We start from the raw sequence: 15,085 nt of genomic DNA, 5'->3' as shown, positions 1-15,085 counted from the left end.
GGCGTTATGCTTCGGCTCAAAAGTGCGCCAAGGTGTTTGGGACAAGGGTATTGGCAGTATGAGTTTTCCGGGGCTGGTGGGTGTGCGAGTAGCAGGAGCATGGCGCTCCGCCCTGATTTTCGTGCTGGCAGCCGGACTTGCCGGCTGCGGTACGAAAGCCGTCAACGACACGTACAGCCTTTCGGCTACACCTCTCGTTGAAGGACGGGCATCGACCGGCAAACAAATCCTGGTGCCCGAGCCGACGGCGCTGAAGGCGCTCGACAGCGACCAAGTCGTCATCCGCCTGTCCGGTTCCGAGCTGCAATATCTCTCCAAGGCACAATGGAGCGATCGCCTGCCGAAGCTGGTGCAGTCGAAGCTCGTGCAGGCCTTCGAAGACACCGGCAAGATCGGCGGCGTCGGCAAGCCGGGCCAGGGCCTTGCGATCGATTACCAAGTCATCACCGAAATCCGCGCCTTCGAGATCTCGACGGAAGGTGCCGATACGGCCGTCGTCGAAATCTTCGCGAAAATCCTCAACGACCGCAATGGCACGGTGCGGGTGCAAAAGGCGTTTCGGGCCACGGCCAGCGTGAAGGGTGCGGGCAACCCGGCCTTCATCGAGGCGATGGATCAGGCTTTCGCCAGCGTTTCCGCCGAGATCGTCAGCTGGACGCTGGGCTCCATCTGACGCCTTCTATTTTATGCCGGCTATTTCGATCCGGTTGATCACTTCCGCGACGCCTTGCATGTGTCTTGCCGCCTCTTCGGCGCGGGCAGCTTCGGCCGCGGTCGCGACGAAGCCGGCAAGGATGATCGTGTTGCCCTTGGCAGTCACCGTGAGATCGGCGGCATCGAGGCCGGGCGCCACCGCCAGAAAATGGGCGACGCGGCGCTCGAGCTCGGCCGGGTGATCCGCGGCCTGCCGCTCCGGCTCGTCGCCGTAGAATGTTCGCTTCTTGAAAATCATCGCATCCACCTCGCTCAACGCAGGGGAAACGTCGGATGCCACGCTTTGTTCGCCTGTTTCATTCGAAACAGCGGGAAATCCTCAGTCGTGCCATGTGTCTCCTCAAGCGACGGGATCTGTCGCGGTCACGATCAGCATGCAGGGGACATATCGATGCGCGGCTCTTTTTTCGCCATGGCTCTGGCGATAGCGATGGCACTTGCCTTCGGCACACCGGCGCAAGCCGGGAACTACAGCTATGGCTACAGGCAGAGCTGCGTCGTCAAAACCGTCAAGACCTACGGCGCCTATGGCAGGGTCATCCTGAAGAAGGTGCGGATATGCAGTTGAGGTGGCGAGAGCGTTCGTGCCTGGCGAAACGTTCTCTGTGCTTGCCTTAGGGCCAGCGCACCACCGGGGGCAGCGACGACAGGATCGACTCGACGTTGCCGCCGGTCTTCAGGCCGAAGATCGTGCCGCGGTCATAGAGCAGGTTGAACTCGACATAGCGACCGCGCCGCACGAGCTGCTCATCCCGGTCTTCCTCGGTCCAGGGCATGTTGAAGTTGGTGCGGACGATCTTCGGGTAGACGAGGGCAAAGGCCTTGCCTACGTCGCGGGTGAAGGCGAAGTCCGCATCCCAGCCACCCTGTTCCTCCGACGAGCGCAACCAGTCGTAGAAGATGCCGCCGGTTCCGCGCGGCTCGTTGCGGTGCGGCAGGAAGAAGTAGTCATCGCACCACGTCTTGAACTTGGCGTGGTCGGCGACCGCATGGCGGCTGCAGGTGATTTCCATGGCGCGATGGAAGAGCTGCGTGTCCGCATCGGTCATGACGCGGCGGCGGTCGAGCACCGGCGTGAGGTCTGCACCGCCGCCGAACCAGTTGCTCGTCGTCACCACCATGCGGGTGTTCATATGCACGGCCGGCACGTTGGGGTTCACGGGGTGGGCAATCAACGAAATGCCGGAGGCCCAGAAGCGCGGATCCTCGGCGGCGCCCGGAATCTGGCTGCGGAATTCAGGCGAGAATTCACCAAAGACGGTCGAGGTGTGGACGCCCACCTTTTCGAAGACGCGGCCTTCCATCATCGACATGCAGCCACCGCCGCCCTTGCCATCGTCCCGGCTCCAATCCTTGGCGACGAAACGCCCGGGCGCGCGATCGGAGAGGGGACCGGTCAGTTCATCCTCGATGCCTTCAAAGGCAGCGCAGATGGTGTCGCGCAGCCCTTCGAACCACGCACGCGCCTCGGCCTTCTTCACTTCGATATCTGCGGGGAGGCCCGGGGGGAGCTGCGGTCGTTCCATGGAAAATTGCGTCCTGTTGGCGGGTTTCCCGATGAAATGCCGCCGATTCGATTGAAGTCGCCACAGTTCACACTTTCGCGCCGATGGCAACGTCGGTCCAGCACCTCGGGGCGGTCTGTCGCACCAGAGCGCTGATGGGCAGCGCGAGCCTGCCGCAGAACAATCCTCTGGCAAAGCTCTAGCGCCGTCACTATCTTAGTTATCAGAGGTATAGCCCATGGCAAGAATACCTGCAGGCCCGCCGCTCGATGGATTGCGGCGGCAGATCGCCCGGCATCGCCGGGACAAACCGACACGAGGCGATGGCCTTTTCGTGCGCGAAACCTTTCGGCTCGATCGCAGCGCCGCCCGGGCGAAGGCACGGGAATGGTTCGATACCTGGCCGAAGGCCGCCTACTGGACCGAGGTCGAAAGCTGGCGGCAGCTCGATGGCGACGAGATCGAATTCACCATGCGCCGCCTGCCGAGTGCGGATTGACTCATTTAACTGCCCTCAAGGGTGGCCATCATCATCCATCAACCGCGGTCCGGCGCCTTCCATCGACAGCACGTCGTGCGGGTTGCGCAGCGGACATTCACGCAGCGACAGGCAGCCGCAGCCGATGCAGCCCGTCAGATGATCGCGCAATGCCATCAGGTTGGCGATGCGTTCGTTCAGCTGTTCGCGCCAGTTTTCGGACAATCTGCCCCAATCTTCGACGGTTAACGGACGATCGTCCGGCAATACCGACAAAGCGTCCTGGATCTCCGACAGAGGGATGCCGGTGCGCTGGGCCACCTTGATGACGGCGACCCGTCGCAGCACGCTGCGCGGATAACGGCGCTGGTTGCCGCGGGTGCGGTTGCTGCGGATCAGCCCCTTGGCCTCGTAGAAGTGCAGGGTGGAGACGGCGACGCCGCTTCGCTCCGCCACTTCGCCGACCGTCAGCTCGCGGCGCAATTCGCTGCTTTTCACAACTGTCATGATGGCTATTGACCTCAACTATTGTTGAGGTTTTATAGCATTGGCTCCATGACGTCGACAACAGGAGCTTGATCCCATGACTGAGAAAATGACCCTTGCCGTGATCTATGGCAGCGCGCGCCAGGGTCGCTTCTGCGATACGGTCGCCAACTGGCTGATCCGGGAACTTTCGGCTTCTGATGTGTTCACCCTGACGATCATCGATCCGGCGCGGCTGAGGACCTCGCGTGGGCTGGGCGCTGCGGTCAATCCGGGCGAGTGGCTCGAGCGCAAGATCGCCGAGGCCGACGCCTTCATCATCGTCACGCCCGAATACAATCACGGCTATCCGGCGGCGCTCAAGGAACTGATCGATTCGGTCTACGAGCCCTGGCACGCAAAGCCTGTCTCCTTCGTCTCCTATGGCGGCGCCTCGGGCGGCATCCGGGCCGTCGAGCAATTGCGCCAGGTGTTCGGGGAGCTGCATACGGTGACGCTGCGCGATGGCATCACTTTCCCCAAGGCGTGGTCGAAGTTCGACGCTGCCGGCAACCTCTACAAGCCCGAGGAATTGCGTGCGCCGCTGTTCGTGATGATCGACCGGCTGACCTGGTGGGCACGTGTTCTGAAACAGGCGCGCAAGAGCGCACCCTACAACGAGGTGGCGGCGTAACGCGCCGACCACTGACGGTGGCCGGTTCCGCTTGCAGCGCCCCTCGATCGACAGCCAAGGAGGTAGCAATGTTTACACTGTCAGGCTGGAGAAACCTGCCGGATCGCTTCGCCGGCGATCATCGCGGCGGAGATGGCGATGTTCAGCGAGCGCTGGCCCTCCGCCATTGGAATGAGGATTCGGCCGTCGGCACGCTCGTGCACGTGGTCGGGCACGCCGGCGCTCTCCCGTCCGAAGAGCAGGATGTCGTCGGGGCGAAACTCGTAGCGCGTATAGGGCAGGGCAGCCTTGGTAGATGCGAGCACCAGTCGGCGTCCGCTCGCCGCTCGCCACTCTTCGAAGCGCTCCCAGTTGACATGGCGGGTGAGCGCCACCGAGGCGATATAGTCCATGCCGGCGCGCTTCAGGTTGCGGTCGGAGAGGTCGAAGCCAGCCGGTTCGATCACGTCGACGCAAAGCCCGAGACAGGCGGCAAGACGCAGGATCGTGCCGGTATTGCCGGGAATGTCGGGCTGGTAGAGGGCGATGCGCAGATTGCTCACGTCAGGTCACTCGTTTCCGGTAGCATCACGCCGCGCGTCAAATTCCGCGGCCAGGATGCCCATCATGATGTCGTCATGCCACTCGCCGTCGATCAGAGCCGACTCACGTTCGCGGCCCTCGATGGAGAAGCCGGACTTGCGATAGGCGGCAATCGCCCGCTCATTGAAGGCGAGAACCCTGAGCGACACCCGATGAAGGGCAAGTTCATCGAAGGCATGGGCCAATACCCGCTTGGTGACCGCCGTGCCAAGCCCCTTGCCGAGGCGTTCCGGATCGAAAATGCCGATGGCGAAGCTCGCACGCCGATCGACGTGATTGAGATTGTCGAGCCTCACTTCGCCGGTGAGGCCGTCCTGATCGATGATCCAGGCCGCCGGGTGTCCGGCGATCCGCGCAACCCAGGCGCCTGACTGAAGAGGCCGGGAAAGGACCGGCCCGCACCGAACATTCGGTAGATTTCCGGATGGCGGCCGAGCCTCAGGCGCGCATCCACATCACCGTCGCGGGGGCGGCGAAGGACGAAACCGACACCTTGAAGATCAGGAGGCGTATCCGATGAAGCAGTCATCCGTGTTTTCCGCTGCCAAAGGCTCGGCGCTGCGTGCTTTTGCGGTCGCTGATATTGCCGGCGCTAATCTGTGCCGAAACGGCAACAGATATCCGAACGGTGAAAAAATGTGCAAGAAACAGCCTGCGACAATCTGGCATGCCGGCGCGAATAAGGGTAGAGATCAGGCCTCTTCAACGCGAACCGACGGAGGCAAACATGAATGTATTGATGTTGACACGCCTTCCTGGAGTAGTGGGCCACCGTTTGGCCTGACCGGTTCCGCGACCTATCTTTTAAAAGAGATCGACGCGCTTCCGGGACTCCGGAAGACGAAGCCCTCTTTCGGGCTGCATTTCCGGACTGACCTTTTCATCATATGAATGCGGGGAAACCCCGCTTTCCTTCAAAATACTCTGAAGGAGCAATGCAATGTTCGGCTGGTTTGAATCCCGCCTCAATCCCTATCCGGCGGAGGAGCCGACGCTCCCGCCGAAAAGCCTTTTCGGCTTCTGCTGGCATTATTCCAAGCCGGCCGTGCCGTGGCTACTGATTATGTCCGTCTGCACCATGCTGATCGCCGTCGGCGAGGTGGCGCTGTTCCAGTTCCTCGGCAACATGGTCGACTGGCTGTCGAGCGCCAACCGCGACACATTCCTGGAGGCCGAGGGCGGCAGGCTCTTCTGGATGGGCGCACTCGTCCTCATCGGCCTGCCTGGCCTGGTGGCGATCGACTCGCTGATCATGCACCAGGTGCTGCTCGGCAACTATCCGATGATCGCCCGCTGGCAGATGCACCGCTACCTGCTGCGCCAGAGCATGACCTTCTTTGCCAACGAGTTCGCTGGACGCGTGGCGACGAAGGTGATGCAGACGTCGCTTGCGGTGCGCGAAACGGTGATGAAGATCCTCGACGTCTTCGTCTATGTCGTCAGCTACTTCGTCACCATGCTCGCGGTCGTGGCGACCGCCGACTGGCGCCTCGTTATCCCGCTCACCATCTGGCTCGCGATCTACATCTGCATCGTCAGCTATTTTGTGCCGCGCCTGCAGAAGATCTCCAAGGAGCAGGCCGATGCGCGCTCGATGATGACGGGCCGGATCGTCGACAGCTATACCAACATCGGCACGGTCAAGCTGTTCTCGCATGCCGGCCGCGAGGAAGGCTATGCGCGTGACGGCATGGACGGTTTCCTCGACACCGTACATCGCCAGATGCGCAAGGTGACGCTGTTCCATATCCTCGTTTATGCCAACAACAGCATCGCACTCTTTGCGATCGCCACGCTTGGCATCCATCTCTGGCTGACGAGTGCGATCTCGGTCGGCGCGATCGCGATTGCGGTCGGTCTGGCGATGCGCATCAACGGCATGTCGCAGTGGATCATGTGGGAAGTCTCGGCGCTCTTCGAGAACATCGGTACGGTCTATGACGGCATCGGCATGATGACAAAGGCGCACGATATCGTCGATGAACCGGATGCCAAGGCGCTGAAGGCGGACAAGGGGGCGATTGCCTTCGACAACATCCGCTTCCACTACGGCAAAGCCAAGGGCGTCATCGATCACCTGTCGCTCGACATCAAACCGGGCGAGAAGATCGGTCTCGTTGGTCGCTCAGGCGCCGGCAAGACGACGCTGATGAACCTGCTGTTGCGCTTCTACGACCTGGAGGACGGTGCGATCCGGATCGACGGCAAGGATATCTCCACCGTCACGCAGGACAGCCTGCGCGCCCAGATCGGCGTCGTCACGCAGGACACCTCGCTGCTGCACCGCTCCATTCGCGATAATATCGCCTATGGACATCCGGAGGCGGACGACGAGGCGATCATTACCGCGGCGAAGAAGGCGAACGCCTGGGACTTCATCCAGGGGCTCGAGGACAACCAGGGCCGCAAGGCGCTGGACGCCCAGGTCGGAGAACGTGGCGTCAAGCTTTCCGGCGGCCAGCGGCAGCGCGTCGCGATCGCGCGCGTTTTCCTCAAGGACGCGCCGATCCTGATCCTCGACGAGGCGACCTCGGCGCTCGATTCCGAAGTCGAAGCGGCGATCCAGGAAAACCTCTTCGCGCTGATGTCCGGCAAGACGGTGATCGCGATCGCCCACCGCCTGTCGACGCTGACGGAGATGGACCGGCTGGTGATCCTCGAAGCGGGCCGGATCGTCGAGACCGGCTCGCACGGCGAACTCGTCGCCAAGGGCGGCCTTTATGCCGACCTCTGGTCGCGCCAGTCCGGCGGTTTCATCGCCGACGACGTCGAGAAGGAAGAGGCGGCGGAGTAAGATGCCGTCGGCCCGCCGTTCGAAAGAGCGGCGGGCCGCTCTCTTAGACGTTACGCATTTGTAACCCGCAATCGGACGGAAACCGATTGCTGTTCCCGCCGAACCGCCTATATCGGAACCATGCTCAGCGCCATCGTCCGCCTCTTCGAGAACTGGATCAAGCCGTTCGCGCCGCGCGAGCGTCTGCAGCCGCCCAAATCGCTCTGGGGCTTCGCCTGGTTCTACGCCAGACAGGCGAAGGGACCGTTCATCGCGATGGCCGTGCTCGGCGGTCTCGTCGCCATGCTTGAGGCCGGGCTGTTCTATTTCGTCGGGCGACTGGTCGACGTTCTCGACACGGTGAAGCCGGAAGCCGGCTGGAGCGGGCTCATCGCCGCGAACGGCCCCGAACTTTTGTTCATGCTGCTGACGGTGATGGTGTTCCGCTTTATTGCGGTGTCGCTGGCGGCGCTCGTCGAAGAACAATCGATCATCACCGGTTTTCTCAATCTGGTGCGCTGGCAGTCCTATGTGCATGTGGCCCGACAGTCGCTGACCTTCTTCCAGAACGACTTTTCCGGCCGCATCGTCACCAAGGTCTGGGCAGGCGCCCAGGCGACGAGCGATCTGATCGTCTCGCTGCTGCAGGTCGTCTGGTTCATCGTCATCTACACGGCCTCGACCATGGCGCTGGTGGCGCAACTCGACTGGCGTCTGGCGGCGATGGTCGCCTTCTGGATCGTCGTCTTCCTGGCGCTCGCCCGCTACTTCGTTCCGCGCATCCGCAAACATGCCCGCGATACGGCCGAGATGGCCTCGATGCTGAATGGCCGCATGGTCGATGCCTATTCCAATATCCAGACGCTGAAGCTCTTCGGTCGCGACGACGAGAACGACCGCTATATCCGCTCCGGCTTCGATCGGTTCCAGCATGCGGTCATTCCGTTCACGCGGCTTCTGACGGCGGTGCGCGCTTCGCTGGCGCTGCTTTCCGGCATGATGATCACGGCCATCGCCATCTATGCGATCCATCTCTGGCTCGGCGGCGCGATCAGTTCCGGCGCCGTCGCCTTCACGCTGGCGCTGGTGCTCCGGCTCAACATGCTGCTTGGCCGCATGATGACCCAGTTCAATTCGATCATGCGCAACATCGGCACGATCCAGAACTCGGCCGAACTCGTGTCGCAGCCGATCGGTCTCGTCGACCGGCACGATGCCGCAGAGCTCGCCGTCAGCCAGCCGGAAATCCGATTCGAACACGTCCGTTTCCATTACGGCAAGGGCGAGCGCGTCATCGACGATTTTTCGCTGATCGTTCGCCCGGGCGAGAAGGTGGGCATCGTCGGCCGTTCCGGCGCAGGCAAGTCGACGCTCGTCAATCTGCTGCTGCGCTTCTATGACCTCGAGGGCGGCCGGATCCGTATCGACGGGCAGGATATCGCAGCGGTCACGCAGGAGACACTGCGCGCCCAGGTCGGCATGGTCAGCCAGGATACTTCGCTGCTGCATCGCTCGATCCGCGACAACATCCTCTTCGGCCGGCCGGATGCGAGCGAGGAGCAACTGATTGCCGCCGCGCGCAAGGCCGAAGCCTACGACTTCATTCTCGGCCTGCAGGACCAGCGCGGCCGCAAGAGCTTCGATGCCCATGTCGGCGAGCGCGGCGTCAAGCTTTCGGGCGGTCAGCGCCAGCGCATCGCCATTGCCCGGGTGATGCTGAAGGATGCGCCGATCCTCGTGCTCGACGAGGCGACCTCGGCGCTCGATTCTGAGGTCGAAGCGGCGATCCAGTCCAATCTCGACCGCCTGATGCAGGGCAAGACGGTGCTGGCGATCGCGCACCGGCTGTCGACGATCGCGGCGCTCGACCGGCTCGTGGTGATGGACAAGGGGCGGATCGTCGAGGAGGGAACCCATGCGGAACTCGTTGCCCGCGGCGGGCTTTACGCCGGGCTCTGGTCGCGTCAGTCGGGCGGATTTCTCGCCCGCGAGGAAGCGGCGGAGTAGGGCGGTTCAAGACCGCTTCAACGCCCGCTCGACCGGCCCGAATTCAGCCTAACTGGCGACCGTCAAGTCCTTGTGCCGATTGGCCGCGCTTTTCCCCGCGACAATCTGACCGCATCCCCTTGTCAAGGCTGGACATAATTTGCGATCAAGCATAGAACGCGCCGGATTGACGGGGAATCTGTGTGCCGTGGGTGCGCAGAATTTTTTCGGATTCTGGTGCCGATGTCGTGTTTGCAAGCGCAAAACGGCGGGGGCGTTAGCACTATGAATAGGGCGTGGTTCCTTGACCTGGATCAAACCGCAAGGGGCAGGAATTTCGCCGGGGGCGGATGCGGTTTCCGCAACATTGCGTGAGAGGATGGTTTAGCCGTGAGCGAACACGACACTTCAAGCGAGGCCTTGGGCGAGCCCACTCGCCGCGATTTCCTTTATCTGGCTACCGGTATGGCAGGCGTCGTCGGCGCCGGTGCTGTCGCTTGGCCGTTCATCGACCAGATGCGTCCGGATGCATCGACGCTCGCGCTCGCCTCGATCGAGGTTGATGTTTCGAGCCTGCAGCCCGGCATGTCGCTGACGGCAAAATGGCGCGGCAAGCCGATCTTCATCCGCAACCGTACTGAGAAGGAAGTCGAAGAGGCAAAGGCCGTCAAGCTCGACGACCTGAAGGATCCGGTTGCGCGCAATGCCAACCTTCCGGCCGACGCATCGGCAAGCGACGTCGATCGCTCTGCCGGCGAAGGCAAGGAAAACTGGATCGTCATGATCGGTTCCTGCACCCATCTCGGCTGCGTGCCGCTTGGTCAGGCCGGTGACTTCGGTGGCTGGTTCTGTCCCTGCCACGGTTCGCACTACGATACGGCCGGCCGCATCCGTAAGGGTCCGGCGCCGGAGAACCTTCACGTGCCGACCTTCACGTTCGTTTCCGACACAGTTATCAAGATCGGTTGAGGGGACTACTGATAATGAGTGCTGAACATTCAACCTACACGCCGACGACTGGCATTGAGAAATGGGTTGATTCCCGTCTGCCGTTGCCGCGTATGATTCACGACAGCTTCATCACCTATCCGGTTCCGCGGAACCTGAACTACGCATACACCTTCGGTGCCATGCTTTCGGTGATGCTGATCGTCCAGATCCTCACCGGTATCGTTCTGGCGATGCACTATGCCGCCGAAACGACCGTTGCGTTCAACTCGGTCGAAAAGATCATGCGCGACGTCAACCAGGGTTGGCTGCTGCGCTACATGCACGCCAACGGCGCATCCTTCTTCTTCATCGCCGTTTACCTGCACATCGCCCGTGGTCTCTACTACGGTTCCTACAAGGCTCCGCGCGAAATCCTCTGGATCCTCGGCGTGGTCATCTACCTGCTGATGATGGCGACCGGCTTCATGGGCTACGTTCTGCCCTGGGGTCAGATGTCCTTCTGGGGCGCGACCGTTATCACCGGCTTCTTCACCGCCTTCCCGCTGGTGGGTGAGTGGATCCAGCAGTTCCTGCTTGGCGGCTTTGCCGTTGACCAGCCGACGCTGAACCGCTTCTTCTCGCTGCACTACCTGCTGCCCTTCATGATCGCCGGCGTTGTCGTGCTGCACATCTGGGCGCTGCACGTCGTCGGCCAGACCAACCCGACCGGCGTTGAAGTGAAGTCCAAGACCGATACCGTTGCCTTCACGCCCTATGCGACGCTGAAGGATGCGCTCGGCGTCTCCGTTTTCCTGCTCGTCTATGCCTGGTTCGTCTTCTACATGCCGAACTTCCTCGGCCACCCGGACAACTACATCCCGGCTGACGCGCTGAAGACGCCCGCTCACATCGTTCCGGAATGGTACTACCTGCCGTTCTACGCGATGCTGCGCGCCATCACCTTCAACATCGGCCCGATCGACTCCAAGCTCGGCGGCGTTCTGGTGATGTTCGGCTCGATCATCGTCCTGTTCTTCCTGCCCTGGCTCGATACGTCCAAGGTCCGTTCGGCCGTCTACCGTCCGTGGTACAAGCTGTTCTTCTGGATCTTCGTCGTCAACGCCATCATGCTCGGCTGGCTCGGCTCGCGCCCTGCAGAAGGCCTCTACGTCGTGATGTCGCAGATCGGCACGCTCTACTACTTCGGCTTCTTCTTCGTCGTCATGCCGGTTCTCGGTCTGATCGAAACGCCGAAGCGCATTCCGAACTCCATCACCGAAGCGGTGCTGGAAAAGCAGAATGCCAAGGCGCAGCCGGCCGCCGCGCGCGCCTGATCAGAACAGCGATTGATAAGGAACCCACAACAATGAAAAAGCTTGTTACAGGCATTCTGTCACTCGCTGTCGTCGCTGGTCTCGGTCTCGGTGCAGCTATCGCCGAAGAGGCGAAGGGCGGCGAGGAGCACGGCGGCGGTACGCCTCACTATCCGATCCACAAGCCGGAACAGCAGGAATGGAGCTTTGCCGGCCCCTTCGGCCACTATGACAAGGGCCAGCTTCAGCGCGGCCTGAAGGTCTACGCCGAAGTCTGTTCGGCCTGCCATTCGATGAACCTGGTGCCCTTCCGTACGCTCGAGGGCCTCGGCTATTCGGAAGCACAGGTGAAGGCGTTTGCGGCCAACTACGAAGTTCAGGACGGCCCGAATGCCGATGGGGAGATGTTCACCCGCAAGGCTCTGCCGTCCGACCACTTCCCGTCGCCTTACGCGAACAAGGAAGCGGCTGCGGCATCGAACAACGGTGCAGCTCCGCCGGACTTCTCGCTGATCGCCAAGGCACGCGGTATCGAACGCGGCTTCCCGCAGTTCGTCTTCGACATGTTCTGGCCCTACCAGGAAGGCGGCCCGGACTACATCCATGCGCTTTTGACCGGCTACCAGGAGCCGCCGCAGGGCGTCGAAGTCGCCGAAGGCACGCATTACAACCCGTACTTCGCGAACGCTGCCGCTCTGGCAATGGCGCAGCCGATCTCGAACGACCAGGTCACCTACGACGACGGCACCCCGCAGACGGTCGACCAGTACGCCAAGGACGTTGCGTCGTTCCTGATGTGGGCGGCCGAGCCGCACCTCGAAGACCGCAAGCGCACCGGCTTCATGGTCATGGTGTTCCTACTGATCTTCACCGGCCTCGTCTACCTTACGAAGAAGTCGGTCTACGCCAACAAGGAACATTGATCGTCGGCCGGCTTAAGCCGGCTCTGATTAAGATCCAAAGAAAAGGCCCCGGTTCGTCCGGGGCCTTTTCTTTTGGAAGTCCGGTCGCGGCGGGATGCAGGCCTTGCAGGGGGCCAGCCGACCTGGCGCTGGCCGCAGAGTGCTCGCGCTCGCTGTGGCGCGTGCGGTCAAGCGTCGGACGGGCCCGGCTGCCAGCCGGTTTGGGCCGCCCAGCGATCTGCACGATGGATAATTGTCCAGAGGTGTTCGGACTTGGCCTCGGTGTAGGCCACTCGATCATTCTGGTATCGCGCCGCCAAGGCGCGCTTGAGTTCTCCATAGGGCGCGTGCTCATGGGCGTGGGCACGCATGTAATCCCGGAACAGCAAGGACCATTGCTCGCTCCAGCTTCCGCGCCCGCGCACATGAACATGCGTACGCTCGTTGCCTGGCGCCTCTCGGAAATAGCGCTTGGTCAGGTCAGCATTCGATGGTCGCCACACGTATCCAATGGCCGTCATCCTCTCCCTCAGGACTTCGACGGATTGCAGATCGGCCACCGAAATTTGAATGTCGATGATCGGCTTTGCCGCCAGACCTCGGATCGCCGTCGAGCCAATGTGGTCGATGCGCATAGCGTGCGCGTCCAACACGCTTCGGATGAGCTTTGCCTTGACGGCGAACTGAGTTGGCCATTCGGGACACCAGGCGCAGATTTCAATCGGTTGCATGGTCTTTGTCGGCGCTGTGTTTATTGGCGTTGAGAGATCAAGCTCCTGCAGGGCTCTATGCTGGCGGATTGACTCCGGCTGGTTTGGAGACGACGGCGTAAATAGGTTCGTCGTCCGCAATCGGCAAGCCGGCCAAGGCCGCGGTCCAACGGAGGCCGATCATCTCGCAAGAATGCACAGCGCTTGGTTGTGATTTCGCGCACAAGTCTCTAAATGTGCCCAAGCTCAAACTTCTGCTCCCGAAGGCTCCTTGAACAGGATCGCGCTAATGAAGCTGGTGACCGGTAACTCCAACCGCGCCCTTGCCGAAGCCATTGCCAACCACTTAGATCTTTCCCTCACAGATTGTACGGTCAAGCGCTTCGCCGACCAGGAAATCCACGTTCAACTTCATGAAAATGTACGCGGGGAGGACGTCTATGTTCTCCAGTCGACAAGCGCCCCCGCCGACGGCAATCTTATGGAGTTGCTTCTCCTGGCCGATACACTGCGCCGCTCATCCGCTCGCCGTATCACCGCCGTTATCCCTTACTTCGGCTATGCCCGTCAGGATCGCCGCGCCACTGGCCGCACGCCGATCTCGGCGAAGTTGGTAGCCAACATGATCGCCGCTGCAGGCGTCAACCGCGTGATAACGGTCGATCTCCACACTGACCAGATACAGGGGTTTTTCGATATCCCCACCGATAATCCTTATTCAGCACCCGTGATGACCCGTGACATTGAGCAGCACTACGACATCGAGAACTTAATGGTCGTTTCGCCTGATGTGGGCGGCGTGGCGCGCGCTCGTGCCATCGCCAAGCGCATTGGTACCGATCTTGCGATCGTCGACAAACGGCGACCCCGTGCTGGCGTGTCCGAAGTGATGAACATTATTGGCGATGTTTCCGGGAAGAGATGTCTTCTGGTCGACGACATCGTAGATAGCGGCGGCACGTTGATCAACGCGGCTGAAGCGTTGTTGATGTCTGGCGCCAAGGACGTTTCGGCCTATATCACCCATGGCGTTCTTTCCGAAGGTGCCTGCGAACGCATTGGTGCCAGCCAGCTCAAGGAATCGACTCCATTCACGAAACCGAAGCGCAACGTGAGACCCCCAACATCAGACGCATCACCATCGCGCCGTTGATAGGCGAAGCGCTAGCTCGCACGGCGAGAGAGCAAAGCGTTTCAAGCCTTTTCAACTAAGCCGACACAAGCCGCGACGACCCCGCGACTGAGGATCGCCCCTCCACAAGGGCATCTTCGAAGGAACGTGGCAGCGGAAGCTACCAGCAGGTTTGCTTCGTGATGATCGCGCAAATGAAAACGCCCCCGTCTTGCGACGGGCCGTTGTGTTTTCTAACACCGCCGGCCGCTTTGTTGATCGTAGCGGGCGCCACCCGAGCCTTTCAATCCGCGACAGTCCATTGCGGGTTCCAGGCGATCTCCCAAAGGTGGCCGTCGGGATCCTGGAAGTAGCCGGAATAGCCGCCCCAGAAGCGGTCGTGTGGGCGATCGGTGATGGTCGCGCCGGCGTCTTCGGCCTGTTTCATGACCACATCGACCTCCTCCTTTGATTTGACGATGTGCCCGATCGACACTGCGCCGAGCCGCGTCTGCGTCGCGGTTATTTTTGCATCTTTGGCAAGTGACGGCGCGGGATAGAGCGCCAGTATCAGGTCGTCGCCCATATGGAAGAAGACCACTGCGCCGTCTTCGAACTCCTGGCCGATAATTCCTTTCGTCGGCAGCTCCATGCCGTCGCGATAGAAGGCCAGAGACTTTTCGAGATCGTTTACCGCGAGCGTAAGGACTTTCAACCGTGGTTTCATGTCCGCCTCCTGATCTGAAAACGGAGAGACGCTGCCGGATGGGCCGCGCTGCTTCCAATACATTATAACGGAGGACGCCTGCTTTTTGAGCGGTAGTAATGGCGGTCGGCGTGACGGCCGAGCCCATGCACGAAGGTAGCACTGCCCCTGCTACCGGTCCCGGTTGGTCTTGGCGGGTTTGCATAAGCGAAAACG

17 protein-coding genes and 1 pseudogene are annotated in these 15,085 nt (G+C 61.4%); 11 read left to right on the top strand and 7 right to left on the bottom strand.

From position 1 onward, the window contains the following. The first annotated feature begins 58 nt into the window (after positions 1 to 58). Complete coding sequence (locus ACN9MO_RS08190) at positions 59 to 673, top strand: ABC-type transport auxiliary lipoprotein family protein (RefSeq protein WP_057248889.1); 615 nt, start codon at positions 59 to 61, stop codon at positions 671 to 673. Positions 674 to 679: 6 nt separating this feature from the next. Here the strand turns inward: ACN9MO_RS08190 and ACN9MO_RS08185 are convergent, their stop codons facing one another. Then, positions 680 to 952: a BON domain-containing protein gene (locus tag ACN9MO_RS08185; RefSeq protein WP_057248968.1), complete on the bottom strand. Its 273-nt coding sequence runs from the start codon at positions 950 to 952 to the stop codon at positions 680 to 682. 153 nt (positions 953 to 1,105) lie between these two features. Here ACN9MO_RS08185 and ACN9MO_RS08180 point away from each other — a divergent pair, with 153 nt between their 5' ends. Beyond that, positions 1,106 to 1,282, top strand: a complete 177-nt coding sequence (locus ACN9MO_RS08180; protein ID WP_156414592.1) for a hypothetical protein — start codon at positions 1,106 to 1,108, stop codon at positions 1,280 to 1,282. A 46-nt stretch (positions 1,283 to 1,328) separates the two neighbouring features. On the opposite strand, the gene hemF is transcribed toward ACN9MO_RS08180, so the two are convergent. Beyond that, a complete protein-coding gene (hemF, locus tag ACN9MO_RS08175) occupies positions 1,329 to 2,240 on the bottom strand; it encodes an oxygen-dependent coproporphyrinogen oxidase (RefSeq protein ID WP_113132894.1) in 912 nt (303 codons plus the stop codon). Between the two features lie 217 nt (positions 2,241 to 2,457). On the opposite strand from hemF, the gene ACN9MO_RS08170 reads away from it, so the two are divergent. Beyond that, positions 2,458 to 2,718 (top strand): hypothetical protein, encoded by a 261-nt coding sequence (locus ACN9MO_RS08170; protein WP_057248891.1) that lies wholly within the window; start codon positions 2,458 to 2,460, stop codon positions 2,716 to 2,718. Positions 2,719 to 2,733: 15 nt separating this feature from the next. On the opposite strand, the gene soxR is transcribed toward ACN9MO_RS08170, so the two are convergent. Next, positions 2,734 to 3,204 (bottom strand): redox-sensitive transcriptional activator SoxR, encoded by a 471-nt coding sequence (gene soxR, locus ACN9MO_RS08165; RefSeq protein ID WP_057248892.1) that lies wholly within the window; start codon positions 3,202 to 3,204, stop codon positions 2,734 to 2,736. A gap of 76 nt (positions 3,205 to 3,280) precedes the next feature. On the opposite strand from soxR, the gene ACN9MO_RS08160 reads away from it, so the two are divergent. Next, positions 3,281 to 3,856, top strand: a complete 576-nt coding sequence (locus ACN9MO_RS08160; protein WP_057248893.1) for an NADPH-dependent FMN reductase — start codon at positions 3,281 to 3,283, stop codon at positions 3,854 to 3,856. An 80-nt stretch (positions 3,857 to 3,936) separates the two neighbouring features. Here ACN9MO_RS08160 and ACN9MO_RS08155 read toward each other — a convergent pair whose 3' ends face one another. Together ACN9MO_RS08155 and ACN9MO_RS08150 are read right to left on the bottom strand one after the other, a co-directional pair. After that, on the bottom strand, positions 3,937 to 4,398 hold the full coding sequence (locus ACN9MO_RS08155; RefSeq protein WP_057248894.1) for a tRNA (cytidine(34)-2'-O)-methyltransferase: 462 nt from the start codon (positions 4,396 to 4,398) through the stop codon (positions 3,937 to 3,939). A 6-nt stretch (positions 4,399 to 4,404) separates the two neighbouring features. Beyond that, entirely contained in the window at positions 4,405 to 4,761 is a 357-nt protein-coding gene (locus ACN9MO_RS08150) for a GNAT family N-acetyltransferase (RefSeq protein WP_425987117.1), read from the bottom strand. Between the two features lie 193 nt (positions 4,762 to 4,954). Here ACN9MO_RS08150 and ACN9MO_RS08145 point away from each other — a divergent pair, with 193 nt between their 5' ends. The 6 genes from ACN9MO_RS08145 (at position 4,955) to ACN9MO_RS08120 (ending at position 12,363) form a co-directional block, all read left to right on the top strand. Next, complete coding sequence (locus ACN9MO_RS08145) at positions 4,955 to 5,329, top strand: hypothetical protein (RefSeq protein WP_156414593.1); 375 nt, start codon at positions 4,955 to 4,957, stop codon at positions 5,327 to 5,329. A 49-nt stretch (positions 5,330 to 5,378) separates the two neighbouring features. Beyond that, complete coding sequence (locus ACN9MO_RS08140) at positions 5,379 to 7,232, top strand: ABC transporter ATP-binding protein (RefSeq protein ID WP_057248896.1); 1,854 nt, start codon at positions 5,379 to 5,381, stop codon at positions 7,230 to 7,232. 120 nt (positions 7,233 to 7,352) lie between these two features. Beyond that, positions 7,353 to 9,218 carry an ABC transporter ATP-binding protein gene (locus ACN9MO_RS08135; RefSeq protein ID WP_113132893.1) on the top strand — a complete coding sequence of 622 codons (1,866 nt, stop codon included), beginning with the start codon at positions 7,353 to 7,355 and terminating at the stop codon, positions 9,216 to 9,218. A gap of 369 nt (positions 9,219 to 9,587) precedes the next feature. Further along, positions 9,588 to 10,166 carry a ubiquinol-cytochrome c reductase iron-sulfur subunit gene (petA, locus tag ACN9MO_RS08130; protein ID WP_057248898.1) on the top strand — a complete coding sequence of 193 codons (579 nt, stop codon included), beginning with the start codon at positions 9,588 to 9,590 and terminating at the stop codon, positions 10,164 to 10,166. A gap of 14 nt (positions 10,167 to 10,180) precedes the next feature. Next, positions 10,181 to 11,461, top strand: a complete 1,281-nt coding sequence (locus ACN9MO_RS08125) for a cytochrome b (RefSeq protein ID WP_057248899.1) — start codon at positions 10,181 to 10,183, stop codon at positions 11,459 to 11,461. Positions 11,462 to 11,493: 32 nt separating this feature from the next. Then, a complete protein-coding gene (locus ACN9MO_RS08120) occupies positions 11,494 to 12,363 on the top strand; it encodes a cytochrome c1 (RefSeq protein WP_057248900.1) in 870 nt (289 codons plus the stop codon). 167 nt (positions 12,364 to 12,530) lie between these two features. On the opposite strand, the gene ACN9MO_RS08115 is transcribed toward ACN9MO_RS08120, so the two are convergent. Continuing rightward, positions 12,531 to 13,073, bottom strand: coding sequence for a GrpB family protein (locus ACN9MO_RS08115; RefSeq protein ID WP_113132892.1), 543 nt, complete (start codon positions 13,071 to 13,073; stop codon positions 12,531 to 12,533). 268 nt (positions 13,074 to 13,341) lie between these two features. On the opposite strand from ACN9MO_RS08115, the pseudogene ACN9MO_RS08110 reads away from it, so the two are divergent. Continuing rightward, positions 13,342 to 14,264: pseudogene (locus tag ACN9MO_RS08110) on the top strand (ribose-phosphate pyrophosphokinase). A 203-nt stretch (positions 14,265 to 14,467) separates the two neighbouring features. Here ACN9MO_RS08110 and ACN9MO_RS08105 read toward each other — a convergent pair. Then, positions 14,468 to 14,890, bottom strand: a complete 423-nt coding sequence (locus ACN9MO_RS08105) for a VOC family protein (RefSeq protein ID WP_057248902.1) — start codon at positions 14,888 to 14,890, stop codon at positions 14,468 to 14,470. Positions 14,891 to 15,085 lie beyond the last annotated feature (195 nt).

This window comes from Ensifer sp. R-19, from assembly GCF_049905105.1.
Taxonomy (GTDB): Bacteria; Pseudomonadota; Alphaproteobacteria; order Rhizobiales; family Rhizobiaceae; genus Ensifer.
The sequence above is the reverse complement of the archived record's forward strand: the minus strand, read 5'-3'. Positions and strand labels throughout refer to the sequence as shown.

What these genes read in the sequence shown, in the direction of transcription:
- ACN9MO_RS08190 (WP_057248889.1), top strand. Translation starts at nt 59, where the DNA reads ATGAGTTTTCCGGGGCTGGTGGGTGTGCGAGTAGCAGGAGCATGGCGC.
- ACN9MO_RS08185 (WP_057248968.1), bottom strand. Translation starts at nt 952, where the DNA reads ATGATTTTCAAGAAGCGAACATTCTACGGCGACGAGCCGGAGCGGCAG.
- ACN9MO_RS08180 (WP_156414592.1), top strand. Translation starts at nt 1,106, where the DNA reads ATGCGCGGCTCTTTTTTCGCCATGGCTCTGGCGATAGCGATGGCACTT.
- hemF (WP_113132894.1), bottom strand. Translation starts at nt 2,240, where the DNA reads ATGGAACGACCGCAGCTCCCCCCGGGCCTCCCCGCAGATATCGAAGTG.
- ACN9MO_RS08170 (WP_057248891.1), top strand. Translation starts at nt 2,458, where the DNA reads ATGGCAAGAATACCTGCAGGCCCGCCGCTCGATGGATTGCGGCGGCAG.
- soxR (WP_057248892.1), bottom strand. Translation starts at nt 3,204, where the DNA reads ATGACAGTTGTGAAAAGCAGCGAATTGCGCCGCGAGCTGACGGTCGGC.
- ACN9MO_RS08160 (WP_057248893.1), top strand. Translation starts at nt 3,281, where the DNA reads ATGACTGAGAAAATGACCCTTGCCGTGATCTATGGCAGCGCGCGCCAG.
- ACN9MO_RS08145 (WP_156414593.1), top strand. Translation starts at nt 4,955, where the DNA reads ATGAAGCAGTCATCCGTGTTTTCCGCTGCCAAAGGCTCGGCGCTGCGT.
- ACN9MO_RS08140 (WP_057248896.1), top strand. Translation starts at nt 5,379, where the DNA reads ATGTTCGGCTGGTTTGAATCCCGCCTCAATCCCTATCCGGCGGAGGAG.
- ACN9MO_RS08135 (WP_113132893.1), top strand. Translation starts at nt 7,353, where the DNA reads ATGCTCAGCGCCATCGTCCGCCTCTTCGAGAACTGGATCAAGCCGTTC.
- ACN9MO_RS08125 (WP_057248899.1), top strand. Translation starts at nt 10,181, where the DNA reads ATGAGTGCTGAACATTCAACCTACACGCCGACGACTGGCATTGAGAAA.
- ACN9MO_RS08120 (WP_057248900.1), top strand. Translation starts at nt 11,494, where the DNA reads ATGAAAAAGCTTGTTACAGGCATTCTGTCACTCGCTGTCGTCGCTGGT.
- ACN9MO_RS08115 (WP_113132892.1), bottom strand. Translation starts at nt 13,073, where the DNA reads ATGCAACCGATTGAAATCTGCGCCTGGTGTCCCGAATGGCCAACTCAG.
- ACN9MO_RS08105 (WP_057248902.1), bottom strand. Translation starts at nt 14,890, where the DNA reads ATGAAACCACGGTTGAAAGTCCTTACGCTCGCGGTAAACGATCTCGAA.